The 17,339-nt window shown below is 51.8% G+C and carries 9 protein-coding genes; all 9 read right to left on the bottom strand.

All coding sequences use genetic code 11. From position 1 onward, the window contains the following. Positions 1-256: 256 nt before the first annotated feature. A complete protein-coding gene (locus M3P05_RS11210) occupies positions 257-781 on the bottom strand; it encodes a (2Fe-2S)-binding protein (RefSeq protein ID WP_249699715.1) in 525 nt (174 codons plus the stop codon). Next, positions 778-1,656 carry a xanthine dehydrogenase subunit XdhB gene (gene xdhB, locus M3P05_RS11205; RefSeq protein WP_249699714.1) on the bottom strand — a complete coding sequence of 293 codons (879 nt, stop codon included), beginning with the start codon at positions 1,654-1,656 and terminating at the stop codon, positions 778-780. Before xdhB ends, M3P05_RS11210 begins: the two co-directional genes overlap by 4 nt. Beyond that, positions 1,643-3,991 (bottom strand): xanthine dehydrogenase subunit XdhA, encoded by a 2,349-nt coding sequence (gene xdhA / locus M3P05_RS11200; protein ID WP_249699712.1) that lies wholly within the window; start codon positions 3,989-3,991, stop codon positions 1,643-1,645. The genes xdhB and xdhA overlap by 14 nt, the downstream gene beginning before the upstream one ends. A gap of 238 nt (positions 3,992-4,229) precedes the next feature. Next, entirely contained in the window at positions 4,230-5,573 is a 1,344-nt protein-coding gene (gene guaD / locus M3P05_RS11195; RefSeq protein WP_249699711.1) for a guanine deaminase, read from the bottom strand. 400 nt (positions 5,574-5,973) lie between these two features. Further along, a complete protein-coding gene (locus tag M3P05_RS11190; RefSeq protein ID WP_249699710.1) occupies positions 5,974-8,865 on the bottom strand; it encodes a molybdopterin-dependent oxidoreductase Mo/Fe-S-binding subunit in 2,892 nt (963 codons plus the stop codon). Between the two features lie 11 nt (positions 8,866-8,876). After that, a complete protein-coding gene (locus M3P05_RS11185) occupies positions 8,877-9,674 on the bottom strand; it encodes an FAD binding domain-containing protein (protein ID WP_249699709.1) in 798 nt (265 codons plus the stop codon). Positions 9,675-10,127: 453 nt separating this feature from the next. Continuing rightward, positions 10,128-11,453: a putative aminohydrolase SsnA gene (gene ssnA, locus M3P05_RS11180; protein WP_249699708.1), complete on the bottom strand. Its 1,326-nt coding sequence runs from the start codon at positions 11,451-11,453 to the stop codon at positions 10,128-10,130. A gap of 137 nt (positions 11,454-11,590) precedes the next feature. Beyond that, positions 11,591-14,740, bottom strand: a complete 3,150-nt coding sequence (gene ygfK / locus M3P05_RS11175) for a putative selenate reductase subunit YgfK (protein ID WP_249699707.1) — start codon at positions 14,738-14,740, stop codon at positions 11,591-11,593. 484 nt (positions 14,741-15,224) lie between these two features. Beyond that, positions 15,225-17,096, bottom strand: coding sequence for a sigma-54 interaction domain-containing protein (locus M3P05_RS11170; RefSeq protein ID WP_249699706.1), 1,872 nt, complete (start codon positions 17,094-17,096; stop codon positions 15,225-15,227). Positions 17,097-17,339 lie beyond the last annotated feature (243 nt).

The raw sequence follows: 17,339 nt of genomic DNA, 5'->3' as shown, positions 1-17,339 counted from the left end.
AAAGTTATTATGGTAGCCCGTGGGTTTTAGGGGCGGTTACCTTGTTGTTATGTTCTTTGCTCTGGTAGAAAGATATATGGCTCAATTTAATCTCTCTGGGTTGAATTCTCCACAGCTTGCTGCGCCATCCACGACGAAGATGCGGTGAGAGTTCTCCCCGAGATTAATTCCCTGGAGCGAAGCGAGAAGAGCTTGCTCCGGGGATATCTATTCACAGGTAGAAACTCAAAAAGATCTACCTGCCATAAAGAAAGGATTAGCCCCCAACAGCATCGTAATACTCAACACTCTTCTCAATCGCATCCACAATTGATTTATAACCGGTGCAGCGGCACAGGTTACCAGAGTGCTCATGGCGAATTTCTTCACGGCTGCAGCACTTACCTTCATTCTCTTCAACAAAGGCTGTAGTACGCATCACCAGCCCAGGTGTACAGAAGCCGCACTGGATCGCACCGGTATCCACATAGGCCTGCTGAACAGGTGACAGCTCGCCATCTTTCATCTCGCCTTCAATAGTGCGCACAGCCTTGCCTTCAATCCAGGTACCCATAGTCAGGCAGCTGTTGGTAGGAACGCCATCAACCAGCACGGTGCAGGCACCGCACTCACCTACACCACATCCTTCCTTGGCACCAGTCATACCGTGGTCACGGAGGATTTCCAGCAGTGAGTGGCGGATATCGGCCAGAATAACCACATCCTTTCCATTCAGGTTAAAGGAAATCGGTTTCAGCAGTTCGTTCTTAGCTTTTTCTAGCTCAAGACTGCGCTGAGTCATGCGATGATTCCTCCTGCACGAATAATGGCTTTTTCGGTCACGCGTTCGGCAAGCGTGCTGATCACATGTACCCGAAAGTCTTTACTGGCACGCCAGGAATCCCGTGGTTTTAGATCTTCATGAACAACTTTGGCCAGATCATTCAGCAGAGCTTTGCTGGGAACCTGTCCCTTGCACATCTCTTCAGCTGTACGACAGCGGGTTGGCACTGGTGCTGCTACGGTATAGGCGATGTGAAGATCTTCAATTCTGTCTTCATCCATACGACAGATAACTGAACAGCCGATGGTGGCAATATCCATGGCATTACGCATGGCGTACTTGCAGAACTCACCGCCGGTGTTTTCGTAGCTCTCTTTGGCAATCCGGAAATCTGTCACGATTTCATTCTGCTCAAGATCAACCTTGCCAGGGCGCAGATAGAACTCAGTGATAGGAACCAGACGGCTGCCATTAGGACCAACAATATTAACCTGGGCATCCAGCACCACCAGCGGAGAAGCATTCTCGGCACTCGGTGCACCGTTACAGATATTGCCACCGAGTGTGGCTGCATTCCGAACCTGTGGGCCACCCAGCATATTGGCCGCCTGGGCCAGTACCGGAATATGGGCCTGAACAATCTCGGAGCGAATCAAACGGGTGCAGCTGACACCTGCGCCGATAGACAAAGTGCCATCATCCAGCATTTCAATGCTCTGAAGTTCCTGCACATCATGAATATCAATCAGCTGTTTAAACTGCTCGTGACCTTCCCGCAGCTTAACCAGTACATCAGTACCGCCAGCCAGCAGGTGGGCTTCGGAGTTCTGGCTCAGCAGCTCGACAGTTTCCTGAACGGTGGCTGCTTTATGGTATTTCTCAATCGCAAACATTATCTCTTGCCCCCACTTTTTCCATAGAGAGTCCCAACAGCCCAGCTTCACGGAAATGAACGAACAGCTCTTTCGGGCCCATCGGCAGGCGGTCAACCTTCACGCCAGTCGCGTGCCAGATCGCATTACGGATTGCGGGAGCCGGCGTAATCAGGGGCGGTTCACCAATCGACTTATGTCCACAGGCTGATGTGGTTTCATCAGTCTCTACATAAGCGGCGTCGATTTCCGGCACATCGGAGCAGGTTGGCATCTTGTAGTCGAGCAGGTTGTTGTTGCGGATCTTGCCGGTGACAGGATCAAACAGCAGCTCTTCGCTCATGGCATAGGCGATACCCATGGCCGCGCCACCATGAACCTGACCGGTTGCAGCCTGCGGATTGAGGATACGACCGGAGTCGTGAACGTTGAGAATATTCTTGATCTCAACCTTGCACATGGGGATATCCACTTCGATCTCAACAAAGGTACAGCCGTAGGAATAGGCGTTGCTCTGTACTTTATGGGAAACCTCGGAAGTCAGCTGCCCACCACGGAACTTGTTGTAGTAAGCATCATAAGCCAGCTCTTCCAGAGACAGGCGCATACCGTCAGGGCCGCAAATATCACCATCCAGCCCCAGTTTTTCCTCAGGCACTTCAGTCATGAGGGATGCGTGGGCAATAATCTTCTCACGCAGCTGCTCGGCTGCCTGACGCACCGCGTGAGCAAACACATAGGTCTGGCGTGAAGCAAAGGCACCCGGATCATAAGGTGTGGAATCAGTATCCAGAGTCTGCAGCACTTTGACCTTGGCTTCTGGAATACCAAGGTACTCAGCGGCAATCTGGGTAATAACAGTGTCGGAACCCTGACCGATTTCGCAGGCACCTGTCTGTACATTTACAGAGCCATCCTGGTTCAGGATCATACGGCAGCCGGAGATTTCTACGGCGACCGGCCAGGTGTTACTACCGTAGGAGAAACAGGCAACGCCGACGCCACGACGGATCGGGCCATCCTGCTCAGCGTACTCTTTACGCTTTTCATCCCAGTTAAAAATTTCACGGCCTTTTTTCAGACACTCAATAACACCGGCGCTAACGATGGGCTTGCCGGAGATAGGATGAGGGTCACCGGCAACGGCACCGTTCTTCAGACGGAAATCAACCGGGTCCATCTCAATTTCACGGGCCAGTTCTTCCATCATGCCATCAAGAGCGAAGGTTGCCTGTGGTGCTCCATAAGCACGCATGGCACCCGCTGCCGGCAGTGTGGTGTAGTGAGTGCGGGCCTTGTAATGAATAGGTGTTCTTGGATACAGCGGTGCAATCTTGGAACCCGCTGCAGAGGCAATAGAGTGGCCGTGGGAAGCGTAAGCACCAGTATTAGATGTTACGTCAATCTCCAACCCTTTCAGAGTACCGTCTCTATCTGCACCGGCACGAACTTTCACCTTAAACGGGTGACGGACGCGGGTACCGGAGATGCACTCTTCACGTGTCAGTTCCAGGCGCACCGGCAGACCACCCAGCTTGCTGGCCAGGAAGCCAACCATGGGTTCAACCAGTACGTCCTGTTTGTTGCCGAAACCACCACCAATAGGTGGTTTGATAATCCGGACACGGCCGATCGGCATTTCCAGTGCCTGGGCGACTATGCGTCGGCAGATATGGGGAATCTGGGTAGACGACTCGATAACAATATGATCGGTATCGTCCATGTAGGCCCAGCTGACCACTGTTTCCATGTGGCAGTGATGCTGGAACTGAGTCTGGTAGGTGCCTTCCAGGCTGACATCCGCATTGGCGATACCATCGGCGGCATCACCATTGGAATATTCATGACTGCCGATCACATTCTTTGGTAAACAAGAGCTGGGCAGTGCAGAGTTCTGGGTATCAGGATGGAGTTCCATGGCATCAGCCGCCATGGCATCTTCAGGAGTCAGAATGGGAGGATACTCTTCGTATTCAACTTCGATCAGCGAGAGGGCCTGCTTCGCGATCAGGTCATCCTCGGCAACAACAACAGCTATTTCGTCGCCGTGATAACGCACGTGACGGGTCAACAGCAATCTATCTTCGACATCCCGCTTTGCCGCTTCCAGATTGTAGGCGTGTCCCGCCGTGGCGAAACGCACCGTAGGTACATCTTCAAAAGTGAATACTGCATCAACACCGATAAGCTCCTCCACTTTACTTGTGTCAATGCTCTTAACATAACCGTGTGCAATCGGACTGCGCAGGTAGTGCGCAACTCTCATACCCGGCATGGTGTTATCGGAAGCAAAACGTGTGCGCCCTGTTACTTTGGCAGCGGCATCAACACGCTTTACTGATTCCCCAATGGCCATAAGCCCTCCGGCCTATCTAATCAACGGCGTATTCGTTTGTGTTCTTTATTTGGCTTCTGTTGACTAAGTTACCACCTGTTACATATGGCTTGCTTGATTCATATCTAACAGTTTTTATAAATCACTTTACCGGATAGAACACTATCAAATAAACCGTGCGATCCTTCGGACTTATTACCAGGACAGGGCGGAAAAGCCGGTCTTTCCCGCTGATAACTCGGCAAAGCCCGGCTGATCGTCAGTTTCGTTCGTGAACGGGTGTTCCGTTCACCCAGGTGCGATAAATATTGCGGTCATCACCCAGCGTCATCAGAACAAAGAGTTGTTCTTCCAACGTCCGGGAGTTATCGCGACGCAGTTGCTGCAATGACGTTGCAGCGGGGTCAAGCACAATAAAGTCTGCTTCCTTGCCTTCATCGAAGTTACCCAGACGATCATCAAGATCGAGGGAATGGGCACTGCCCATAGTCGCCAGATAGAAGCCTTCATAAGGAGGCAGTTTTTCACCCTGCAGTTGCATCACCTTGTACGCTTCGTTCAGGGTCTGCAGCATGCTGAAGCTGGTTCCGGCACCCACATCAGTCGCCAGACCAACGCGAACATTGCTCGCCTGCGCCTGACGCAGAGGGAACAGACCGCTGCCCAGGAACATGTTGGATGTCGGACAGAAGGCAATACCGGATTCGGTCTCTTCCATGCAGCGGTAGTCCTCTTCATCCAGGTGGATGCAGTGGGCAAAGGTGCTGCGACGGCCGGTCAGCTTGTAGTGGTGATAAACATCCAGGTAGCTGCGCTGTTCCGGGAACAGGTCTTTCACCCAGGCACATTCATTCTGGTTTTCAGCCAGGTGAGTCTGCAGGTAGCAGTCCGGATATTCTTCTTTCAGGTGCATGATCTGCTCGAGCTGTTCCGGCGTAGATGTCGGAGCAAAACGAGGTAGCAGCACATAGCTCAGACGGTTGTGGTTGTGCCACTTCTCAATCAGAGCCTTGGATTCGGAGTAGGCCGTTTCCGGCGTATCCAGCAGACCTTCCGGTGCATGGCGGTCCATCATCACCTTACCGGCAATCAGACGCATGTTCAGACGGTCAGCTTCTTCAAACAGTGCTTCCGCAGACTGGGGATGAACAGTACAGAAGGTCAGCGCAGTGGTGGTGCCGTTGCGCAGCAGTTCCTTCAGGAAGATACCTGCCATCTCGCGGGCATATTCCTTTCTGGAGTACTTCAGTTCAGTCGGGAAGGTGTAAGTGTTCAGCCACTCCAGCAACTGTTCACCGTAGGAACCGATGATTTCCAGCTGAGGGAAGTGGACATGAGTATCAATAAAACCGGGCATGATGAACTTGCCACGGTAATCATAAACCTGCGCATCGGCAGGAATAAGATTCTTGCCTTCTTCCCAGCTGCCGCGCCACTTGATACGACCTTCCTCAACAAGAAGAAGACCATCTTCAACATGACGGACATTCTCGGGAAGCAGCTCTGGATTAGAAACAACACCCTTAAAATCCAGAAGTTCACCACGAATTGCCTTAATAGCTCCGGTAAAAGCTTTGTTCAGGTTGTTCATAGCTTGAGCCACAGAGTTAAATCTCCAAGCAGCCTTGTACGTGGAATTATCAGGGTGTATTCACAATTAAATATCGAACTCAGCGCTTTCGAGAGCTCCTGTGGCAAGGAGCAGCGCTGCAGGAATGCTTATTTATTGCCTTTCAATGTGCTGAGACGCAGTCCACAGGAGCTCTCGGAAGCGCCCTGCGGGTGGCTCTAAAAGTGGCCATCTGCTGCGTCGGACTTGTTCAATGTAGAATAACTACGATTTTCACAAGCCCTTCTAACATCTGGCCACTTTTAGAGCCACTGAGTCGATATTTAATTGTGAATACACCCTGTCTCCATTCTTAACGAGGTCTGCTTAATTAAGTGCACCCGGTTCACTGGGTGGGTTGAACTAGATGCACATAGCGGATTAGCCGACTTGCTTACAACCGGCCCAGCGCACGCAACACCTTCTCAGGCGTAATGTTCCACTCACGAATCCACACGCCACAGGCGTCATGGATCGCACTGGCAATGGCCGGTGCGGCTGCGTTCACGCCAATTTCAGATACGGACTTGCCACCGTAAGGGCCGATTTGGTCATTACTTGCAACCAGTTCGGCACGGAAGTCTTTCGGCAAGTCTCCCAGGGAAGGTGTACCATAATCTGCAAAGTTGGCATTAACAACCCGTCCTTCTTCGTCGTACTTGATACATTCCGACAGAGAGTGACCAATTGCACGGATGCTGGCACCATAAACCTGACCTAAAGCCAGTTCCGGGTTGATAGGAGTACCGCAGTCCAGCAGAGCGTGAAACTTCAGCAGTTCAACTTCACCGGTCTCGGTATCCACTGCCACCTCAACAAAGTTTGCACCGTATGGGAAAGCAAACTCTGGAGTGGTGAAGCAGCCTTTACCCTGCAGCATGCCGCAGCCAGTGCCACTTTCTGCAAAGTGTGCAATCTCTGCAAAGCTGATAGTGCCGGTCTGGCCCTTAACAGTCGCAGGGAATACCAGTTCAACCTGCTCAACAGGCTCACCCAGACGCTCGGCAGCAACCTTCAGAATCTGATCACGCAGATCTTCAGCAGCCAGCTTGGCAGCATTACCGGAGAAGCAGGTACCGGAGGACGCGTAAGCACCCTTGTCGAACAGACAGTGGTCGGTATCACCAGAGATAACGTGGATATCGTTCAGCTCGGACAGCAGAACCTCACCCACCAGCTTGGTAACAACAGTATCCAGACCAGCACCCAGATCAGCACCACCGGAGTGGCAGATCAGCGTACCGTCGGAAGTCAGCTTCACAGTTGCGTTAGCCTGGTCGATATCAGCGATACCGGACTTCTGCTTCATGGTGGCAACACCACGACCGATCTTGATATGAGGCTTGGTTGGATCTTCAGCTTTTGGAGTGCCCCAGCCCAGAGTCTCGGCACCGCGATCCAGAATACCTTCCAGAGCACAGCTGGAAGCGGAAGGAATCTTGGAAGGCATCTTACCTTCACCAACCTTGCCCAGCAGAGTCAGCTCATCGCCTTCGTGAACACGGTTCTTCTGGATCATATCCAGATGATCGATGCCCAGCTCAGCCGCCATTTCCGCCAGGATCATCTGCATGGCGAAGTTGCCCTTAGGGCCGCCGTAACCCTGGTATGCGCCGGTAGGTACGATGTTGGAGTAGTAAGTTGTGATTTCGAACTTTACATTCTCACAACGGTACAGAGGCAGAGACAGTGCAGGCGCATTGCTTGGTACGGTCAGAGCGTGGTTACCGTAAGGGCCGGTGTTGAAGCGGTAGTCCACCTCAATAGCGGTAATAGTACCGTCCTTCCTGGCACCCAGTTTGATATCCATCTTGGCGACGTGACGGGAAGAGGTTGCAATAAACTCTTCTTCACGGGTGTGACGGAAGTAAACCGTACGACCTGTCAGGTGAGTGGCAAATGAGCAGACATCTTCAACCAGGATATCCTGCTTGGAACCGAAGCCTCCCCCTAAACGCTCTTTGATGACGTGAACCTTGTTCTGCTTCACACCAATGATATTGGCAATCTGGCGACGAACGTGCCATGGCACCTGGGTCGCAGCGCGAATAACCAGACGGTCACCTTCCATATAAGTCAGGCACAGGTGTGGCTCGGGTGGACACTGCTGAGCCTGCTTGGACTCATAGGTGCGCTCCAGAATCACATCAGCTTCTGCAAAGCCTTTATCAATATCACCGATAGAACCATGGCCCTTGGCGGCAATGTTCTTACGAGGCTCACCACCGAATGGGAAGTTGAAGTGGATGCGACCATCGCGTGGATCAACATCAGCATTCTGTTCATCCAGATCATCCGGAGCGCCAGCACTGTAGCTGATCAGGCCCTTGTGAACGATAGGTGCGCCTTCGGCAGCTGCTTCGTCAACATCCAGAATCGGCTTCAGAACTTCAAACTCAACTTCGATCAGCTTCAGGGCAGCTTCCGCGATCTCTGGAGTCTCGGCCACAACGGCAGCAACACGGTCACCGAAGTGACGCATCTTCTGGCCGAACAGGCGACGATCCAGTGGAGAAGGCTCAGGAGCAGTCTGGCCACCTGGCGTGTAATAAACGTCAGGAGCATTCTTGTAAGACAGTACAGCAACCACGCCTGGCATGGCTTCTGCCTTGCTGGTGTCCAGTTTGGAGATGTAAGCGTGAGCATGTGGGCTACGCAGCATCTTCAGATGGCAGGCATCAGCAGGAACGAAATCTTCTACGAAAGCTTTTTCGGCTTTCAGGGTACGGGTAGCGTCAACCTTGCGGGAAGCCTTACCCACGAAACGCATATCGCGATCGAAAACTTTGTTGAACTCTGGGTTAACGTCAGCAACATGCTCAGGGTTAACCATACGCTCTTTGGCGATTTCAACAGCGGTGAACACCTGTTCGTAGGCGCTCTCACGCAGGAAGATACCAGACAGTGCGTCAGTCACTTCTGCACGATCAGCAGCAGGGTTACGCTGCAGCAGGTCGGTCAGAACCAGGGCAACAGCAGGATCGTTATAACCGGACTGTACCGCACCGGCGTCGATCAGGGCAGACTGTACAGCAGACAGTTGACCATAGACGTTCAGTGATTCAGCGGTAACAACTTCACGATCTTCCAGCTGACCAACGATCAGCATGGTGGCGTTAACTGCAACACCGTCCAGCAGGATGGTGTCGGAACCGGCAAAGCCCCAGCCGTCATCACTGTCACGAACAGAGTTGAAACCCAGCTCACGCAGCAGGGTCTGGACATTTTTACCAGGCTCAACCTGAACAGTTCTGGGAGCCCCGTTTAAAGTAAAACTGATAGACATTTTGAAGCTCCCTACTGGCTTTTACTGATTGGGGCACATTCATCAACAAGGCGTACAACAACCACTCCGCTGACAGAGCTGCGATATTCAGCACTGGCACGGAAGTCGGAAACCGGCTTGATGGAATCAGAAACAACCTTCTGCAGCTGCTCAATCTTGCCTTCGGCAAGCTGACTTTCACCAACAAGGGCTTCAGCATCTCGCAGGCGTACAGGCTTCTCAGCCACACCACTCAATGCGATACCCCAGGTATCATCAGCTTTTCTGGCAACTGCAGCGGCCAGAATGGGCTCCGCAGCAGCAGAGTTTGTGATCTTGCGAATCTTCAGGGCTTTCAGGTTGGCAGGAACCACAACCTTCAGGATCAGAGCCTTGTCTTCCGCCTGCAGATACTCTTCAACGGAGAACACACTGTCATCAGCCAGAACCACGTGGGCACCGGCAGCGATCAGGCCAGGCATCACTTCACAGCGGCCGTTGGCAGCGGCGATCTCTCCACCCAGGGTGGACTGGTTACGGATATTGCGGTTGAAGATCTGGGCGAAAACAGCCTTCAGTTCTTCGGAAGTCTCAGTACTTTCGATCAGCTGCTGCAGGGTAACCATGGCACCGATTTCAAGGCTGCCATCTTTTACTTCGATACCCTTCAGGCCCAGCTTTTCCAGGCTGATCAGAGTGGTGGCTGCATGCTCAAAAGAACCTCTGTTCAGGCGAGAGCCCCCGGCCAGCCATGCGGCTTCATCACCGTGTTGCTTTTTCAGTGCCAGCGCATCGGCCAGCGTTTCTGGTCTGTAGTAGTTGTTGATCATATGACACCCCTATGACAGGTCCCGATCAAAGTGAATGCCGCAGGATCAGCTCCTTCGGCGGAATTGCATTCTCGGCTCGCCCCGTCTGCCGGGGGCTTTACCTGGAATAAGCAGAACGGGAACAACACATGTTTTGTATCTGTTCCGGTTATGCTCACTCTCTCAATAACCTCCAACTTTCTCCTCAAAAATGTTTGCGTCAACTCCACTCTGCGAAGGGCTGGAGGTTGTTTTGATATTTCTAGCGCCAGGAATCACAAACACCACGTAACACATGGTGATAAAGGTGGTGCAACCCTGCTCAGCACTCACACAAAATCCTTACTCAATAGACTCAAAGCTGCCTTGAACGCGAAATCTTTTTCCCTGCGCTGCCATTTTTATAGAGGCGGTAAAAAAAGAAATTGCCCAAAGCAAAAAAGGCTCTCCCGTTAAAGGGAGAGCCTTTGCTTATCAGTCCAGCGCATCCATGTTTTTCCACAGACGCTGCGCTGCTTTGCGGCCGTTGGCGTAGATTTCTTCAATCTCGAATGGGAAGGCGTAGTCTTCGTAACTCACCTGACCATTTACAATCACAGTCCGAACACCGGTGCTGCTCATGCCGAATGCCATGTGTCCTGGCAGGTTGGCCGCCACCAAAGGAGTGGGTGACTCATAGTCATAAACGACGATGTCTGCTTTATAACCAGCTTCAAGACGACCAAATTGTGCACCAAAGTTCCGGGCCAAAAGTTCATTACCATTGTACAGGAAGCGCAGGTAGCTGTCTGGCCAGAGCTCACCACCGTTATCTTTGTGTTTAAAGTAAGCGAACTTCAGTTCTTCGAACATATCACCGCCGATACCGTCAGTACCCAGCGCTACATTCTTGAATTTGGGCAGGTTTGCGTTGTACTTCACATGGTTATTCATGTTGGAACGTGCGTTGTGCAGCAGGAAGCCATCACGCTCATTCAGCAGGTCAATATCAGACTGCAGCAGGCCAGCACCGTGACCAACAACCGCCTTGCTGTTCAGCAGGCCGAAGCTGTCCAGACGCTCCAGCAGTTCCTTACCGTAGTGGTGACGGCTGTGAGAGCAGTCGTAGATATCTTCTGCAACGTGAATGTGCAGACCACGACCGGTTTCCTTGCAGGCGGCAGACAGCATGCCCAGACCATCATCAGGCACGGTGAATGGAGCGTGAGCACCGATGTGGGCTTCAACCAGGTAGGAAGAAGGATCGTCTTTCTTGCTGGCATCAACAAAGTTAGCGAAGTCGATGTTCTCCTGAACACCAGCTTCAATCTCTTTCATGCCTTCGTTGCGGTCAGTGGTTTCGTAGCAGGTCATACCACGCAGATTGGCCTTCAGGAAACCTTCACGCAGGGTCTTCAGGGAACCTTTGATATAGCTTGGGGAAGCGTGGTGATCGATAACGGAAGTACAGCCGGACTTGATCGCTTCCAGGGAGCAGATGGTGCTGCTGTAGTAGGCGATTTCTTCGTCGAAGCTACGGTCCATGCGCCACCACAGGTTCTTCAGGGTGGACACAAAATCAGGGCATGGAGCGATGTTGGCCATCACGCCACGGGCCAGACCGGAGTAGTAGTGGTGGTGACCACAAACCAGGCCCGGGAATACCAGTTTGCCGGTTGCGTCGATAACCTTGGTCACACCTTCAGTGGACAGGTTGGCACCGACTTCCTTGATCAGGTCGTTTTCAACCAGGATATCCACACCTTCGGTGATCTTGGCTGGTTCAAACTCGACAGCTGTTGCGTTTTTGATCAGTAACATTTCTTGTTTCCTCAGTATCCGTTCTTGTCTCTAACCGGTGAAAAAGGCAGGAGAACATTGCAGCCCTGAGCGAGTGTTTTCATTACCAAGGTAATGAAAACACTACAAAGTAAAGAGCTGCCCCCACCATCAAACGATCAGGGCAGAACAGGACCCAGCAGGTAACGGTATTCACGATGGATGTGGGACAGAACCTTGCAGATCTCTTCCGCACCTTCAGGAACCTCACCACCAACAACACCTTCTGCGTTGATGTCCAGGTTGTAGATCTCGCCGCCGAAGCGCATCTGTACATTGTTACCTTTGTCTTCGGGGTCTTCCTGTACGAAGAAGCCAGAGTTAGTGCTGTCGTCGAAATCTTCCTGCAGGCTGAAGATGGTCAGCTTGGTCTTGTAAGGTGCGCTGTCGTAGCTGCAGAAGGAGGCACAGTTGCCACATTCGTTGCAGTAAGCATCCAGGTGCAGAATCTGCATAGCATCTTTCATGCCTGGAACCGGAACAGCGATGTTGGCACGGTTGGGGCAGACATCAGCACACTTGGTGCAGACATGGTTACATTCGAGGCAGCGGGACGCTTCACGAACAGCCAGCTCCTGATAATCACCAGCTTCTACAACCTTCAGAGGAATCACACCCTTCTTGTCGTAGATTTTGTCAACGCTGCTCAGCTCAGGAGCGATGAAGATATCCTGGTTAATGCCTTCGCGGGCCATGATGGCATCTACTGCACGACGACCGCCGGCTACAGCACCGATGATGCTGGAAGGACCAGTCGCTACGTCACCAGCCAGGAACACACCTTCAACACCGGTTTCACCGCTTGCATCCAGTGCAGGCCAGCCATCTTCACCCATGGGCACGCCCATATGAGACAGCAGGTCACGGTCAGCCTGTTCACCGATTGCGGATATCAGGGTGTCAACCTTGTGGATAGTGTTATCGCTGGTAGCAACAGGCTTGCGACGACCTTTCTCATCAGGCTCACCCAGAACCATGGTGCGGCAGACCAGTTCAGCCTTTTCACCTTCTCCTTGACGCATCGCTTCAGGGTTGGTCAGGAAGTGGAACTCGGCACCATCTTCAACCGCGTTTTCATATTCTTCGCGGTCAGCAGGCATCTCGTGCAGGGTACGACGGTAGAAGACAGAAACCTTCTCAACGCCTTCCATCTTCAGGGCAGCACGGGCGCTGTCCATGGCAGTGTTACCGCCACCAACAACAGCAACGTGAGAACCCAGTTCCAGGGTTTCAGGCTTGTTATTACTCTCTTTTTGATTAAATTGGCGGAGGAAATCCAGAGACTTCAGAACCTTAACGCCTTCACCTTCCAGCTTGATTGGGTTGCCCTTCTCGGCACCCACACCCAGGATCACATAAGCGAAACCGCCAGCCTTCAGAGTGTGGACAGTCAGGTCTGGAGCGCAGCCGAACTCGAAGTGCACACCGTGATCGGCAACAAAGTCGATATCCTGCTGGATAACACCTTCAGGCAGACGGAACTGAGGGATAACGTTCTTAACGATACCGCCAGCATTCTTCTCTTTCTCGAATACAGTCACAGAGAAGCCAGCACGTGCCAGGAACAGGGCGGAGGCCAGACCGGCAGGACCGGCACCCACAACAGCTACACGTTTGTCACTGGTTAATTCAGGCTTCTTCCAGCCAGCGCGGTAAGCTTCCCAGCCCTGCTCAACGGCAACCTTTTTGATATCGCGAATCTGGACAGAACCTTCATAGTTCTGACGGGTGCAGCTGTGCTGGCACTGGTGATCACAGATATGACCGGTAATGGCAGGCAATGCGTTCTTGGAGTAGATCAGCGCCAGAGCGTCACGGTAACGGCCTTCGGCAACCAGCTTGATGTACTCAGGAATGTCCTGGCCAACAGGGCAGGCTTCTTTACAGGGAGCAATGAAGCAGTCGGTCAGAGGAGAAACACCGGACTTGCGCTTGGGAGTCTCGTGCCAGTCTCTGCGGGTGTAAGGATCTTCACCGCTGATAGCGTGAGCAGCCAGAGCTTCAACAGCTTCCACGTCAACGCTGGTCATGCCCCAGGATTCGCACTTCTCGAGTTCTTCAGCGCAATCCTTCAGACGCAGGTAACCACCTGGCTTAAGCAGTTCGGTCGCCATGGTGATTGGGCGGATACCGGCATTGAAGATCTTGGCAATATTACCTTTCCATGCACCACCGGAGTAGGACATTGGCAGCTGACCCTGGAATACACGGGCCAGAGTGGCAGCCAGGTTGATGGTCAGCGGGTACAGGGCACGGCCGGACATGTACATTTCTGCGTCAGGCAGGTTGCCCTTCTTGTTCACGGTACCCAGAGTGTTGGAGAGCTTGACACCGAAGCCGCGGCCATGCTCCTTACCAACCTTCATCAGACGCTCCAGCATTGGCAGCGCGTCTTCCATCTGCAGGTCGTGAGTAAAGGACTCTTCCTTCAGGTGGATGTTGCTGAAGCCCAGGTCATCCAGGATGCCACGTACACGTGGGAAGCCCAGCAGAGTTGGGTTCAGTTTTACGAAGGTATCGATGTTCTTCTCTGTCAGCATGTACTCACAGATTTTCTCGATCTCATCGGGAGGGCAGCCGTGCATGGTGGACAGGGTTACCGCACTGCACATCTGGGCAGGAACACGGACAGGAACCTGAGACAACTCTTCTTTGCGATCTGCGCAGTTGAAGGTGGTCAGGAATTCTGGGCTCTGCAGCCACTCGGCCAGTTCTTCACGGTACTGAGCCAGAGCAGGATTCCTGGAGGAATCCAGCATGTCGTTGATGAAAGTCTGCATGCGCTCGGTTTTGATGCCTTTCAGGTCATAACCGACACTCATGTTAAAGACAAAGGTCTTCTCGCCACCCATCTGTGGATCGAAGACTTCTTCCAGGGCGTGCAGGATCAGCCATGCTTTCAGATATTCGTCGTAAGCCTTGGGCAGAGTGAACTCGGTGGACCACTCACAGTTGTAAGCTTCATCTTCTGGATCGATACAAGGCTTGGAGATTTCCAGCGTATCCATGATCTGAACTGTTTTCAGTTCGATGAAGCGCGCACCGGTCCACCAGGAGGTGATGATGTTCTGGGCTAGCTGAGTATGAGGACCAGCAGCAGGACCAACGGGAGTAGTGCACTTCTCGTTGAAAACTTTGATCTGGCTATTGTTGCTCTTGCGGAAGAACTGACGAGCCGGAATGCCGAACAGAGTTTGAGTCTTGCGGTATTCCCCGGTAATGCGTTTCAGCATCTCACCAAAGGGAATGGGGCGCATTATATCAGCCATGACTTACGTCTCCTGTCATCAGGCAAGGCATGAATGTTGTTTCTGCTCTGGCCGGCTCACGGCGCCGATCCTGGTAGCTTTATGAAACCCTTCGTGCCCTGTGGTTTATCGGGCTACTGTTCAGTAGCAGCTGTTTTTTTGTCAACTGCTGCCTTGGTTTCCTTCCCGGCAACAGCTCAATTCAAGGCGTTTTCTGATAGTCGCTTATTTCATTACTGACAGTTCTGCACTGTCATTTCCCGCAACCTATAAGCCGCATCTATCGCACAACACTGCACAGGACGAGCCAACTTCTTTTATTTTGTGGGCAGCACCTGCACAAGCAATTAATCCTATGACTTAAAGCAAAAAAAACTGAGGTTTTTAATTTCCTTTCATACAGCTTTCATTTGCTTACTATTACTTTCACCCCAAATAATTGAGAATGGTTTCTATTAGCCAGACAGCCGTATCAATTTGATATACGCACGATAATCGCCGGTGTTTATTTTGATAATTGATAACGATTTCTCATCTGCTGCCAAGTAGTACAATCCTCCAGTTCATACTTTTTGATTTTGCGATACAGCGTTGCAATACCAATACCCAAGGCATGTGCAGCTCGCTGTTTACAATCGTGATAAGTTGAGAAGTTAGTTAACGCTTGTTGAATTAATTCTTTTTCCATCGACTCTATATTGAGACAACGGGTATTTTCAAAAGGAACGGGCTTATCAAGTATTGAGATGGATTTCGATTCAGTTTCTTTTTCTGTTTCTATCTCAAAACTGATTTCTTGTTTCGCAAGCCGCATTTTTTTCGGCAGAAGATTGGGAGAGACTGGCAGCGTTGGATCTGCAACATTGACCAGGTATTCAATCATATTGGCCAGCTCCCTGATATTACCGGGCCAGCGCCACCTTCGCAGACATTCCATGGTATCGGGCTGCAAAGCCGGTCGATGGCGGGCCAGAGCTTTCGAGTGTCTGGCCAGGAAATACTCGATCAGAAGATCGATATCCCCTTCACGTTTTCGTAGGGGAGGAAGCTCAAGAGGGATAACATTCAGACGGTAGAAAAGGTCTTCCCGGAACTCACCATCGCCAATCAGCTTATCGAAATCCCGGTGAGTCGCAGAAATAATCCGCACATCAACCGGGATAACGGCAGAAGAGCCAACCGGTGTTACTTCCCGACGGTCAAGCACCCGCAGCAGCTTGGCCTGCAGATGCAGAGTCATGTCACCAATTTCATCAAGGAACAGTGTGCCACCATCCGCCTGGCGAATCAGGCCTTCGCTGCCTTTACTATTTGCTCCGGTAAACGCACCTTTGACATAACCAAACAGTTCACTTTCCAGAAGCTGTTCAGGAATTGCTGCACAGTTGATCGCAATAAATAGTTTATCCGCCCGACGACTGGCGGCGTGTACTGCACGGGCAAAAACTTCTTTACCGGTACCAGATTCCCCCCGGATCATCACACTGGAAGGACTGTCTGCGACCCGACGCACCTGCTTTCTGAGCAGCTGAATTGGCGCAGAGTTACCAATGATTTCTGAAGATTCCGGCGCATCAATCGGCTTGCTCTGATACTCGCAGGCCATGTTCAGCATTAAGGCACGGTAATCGCCAACAACTGACTGCACAGCGGGCATAATCCGCTCACGGCCATCAATCGTCAGTACGTAATGGATTTCTTCCCTGCCGGTGCTATTGCTCAAACCAAAGGGACGAACGGTAATTCGAACGTTGTGCATTCGCTCATCAGCCAGCTCAAGCTGCCTGCAGGCCGCAGTATTGATGTAAGCGAGTTCACCTGCATCGCTGAACAGCAGAACACCCTGCTGCATATCATCAGCAAAGCGGGACAGAAAATCGGGAATGGAGCTTGGGGAAATAACCTGGGGCTTGCTGGTGCTGCCTTCTTCCAGGGTCCGGGTAATGTAAAGCTGGACAGTGTTCTCAGTGTAATCCTTAAATGACCGGTAGTTCTGCAGCAGGTGCTGACGCTGTTCTTCAGTAAAGCAGACCAGATTCACTACACCAACACACTCCCCCTTGACCATCAGCGGTAAAGCCAGCTGCGCTGTCTTATGGCAGGTGCTTCCTGCAGAGGGGCACTTTTGACAGGAAGGATCGAACCCGGCATTGCGGATCAGACTTGCCTGACGGGTCTTAAGTACCGAGCAGAAGACAGCTGTCTTGCGCTCGCTGATATTGGGAAGATGATTGCAGAGACCCGTTACAGCCACTCGGTTCATGGCAGCATCAATGATCTCGACATCCAGTTTCATGATCTTCGCGAGGACTTGTGCACAACGAATAACGGTCGACTGGACAGAAAGAAGAACAGAACTAGCAGACTTTTCAGACAATCAAAGGCTCCTGGACACAGCCTGCAATCCGAAACGATTTCTCCATAGAAAGGAGCTTCGAAGAGTGACTGTGGGGTACCCTTTTAATGTAAAATGTCGGTCATCAAGAGTTATGATCTATGACAACTAATTACCACTTTTAAATAATTTGAATTTACCAAGCCTGCAATTTTCATTACCAGATTGATATATATCAGCCATCACTTTCTTTGCGATTGACTAAACGCTACCTTTTCTACACCT

It is taken from the genome of Parendozoicomonas callyspongiae (genome assembly GCF_023502345.1).
In the GTDB taxonomy this organism is placed as follows: Bacteria; Pseudomonadota; Gammaproteobacteria; order Pseudomonadales; family Endozoicomonadaceae; genus Sansalvadorimonas; species Sansalvadorimonas callyspongiae.
Note: the sequence above shows the minus strand (reverse complement) of the source record. Positions and strands in the feature narration are given on the sequence as shown.

What these genes read in the sequence shown, in the direction of transcription:
- M3P05_RS11210 (WP_249699715.1), bottom strand. Translation starts at nt 781, where the DNA reads ATGACTCAGCGCAGTCTTGAGCTAGAAAAAGCTAAGAACGAACTGCTG.
- xdhB (WP_249699714.1), bottom strand. Translation starts at nt 1,656, where the DNA reads ATGTTTGCGATTGAGAAATACCATAAAGCAGCCACCGTTCAGGAAACT.
- xdhA (WP_249699712.1), bottom strand. Translation starts at nt 3,991, where the DNA reads ATGGCCATTGGGGAATCAGTAAAGCGTGTTGATGCCGCTGCCAAAGTA.
- M3P05_RS11190 (WP_249699710.1), bottom strand. Translation starts at nt 8,865, where the DNA reads ATGTCTATCAGTTTTACTTTAAACGGGGCTCCCAGAACTGTTCAGGTT.
- M3P05_RS11185 (WP_249699709.1), bottom strand. Translation starts at nt 9,674, where the DNA reads ATGATCAACAACTACTACAGACCAGAAACGCTGGCCGATGCGCTGGCA.
- ssnA (WP_249699708.1), bottom strand. Translation starts at nt 11,453, where the DNA reads ATGTTACTGATCAAAAACGCAACAGCTGTCGAGTTTGAACCAGCCAAG.
- ygfK (WP_249699707.1), bottom strand. Translation starts at nt 14,740, where the DNA reads ATGGCTGATATAATGCGCCCCATTCCCTTTGGTGAGATGCTGAAACGC.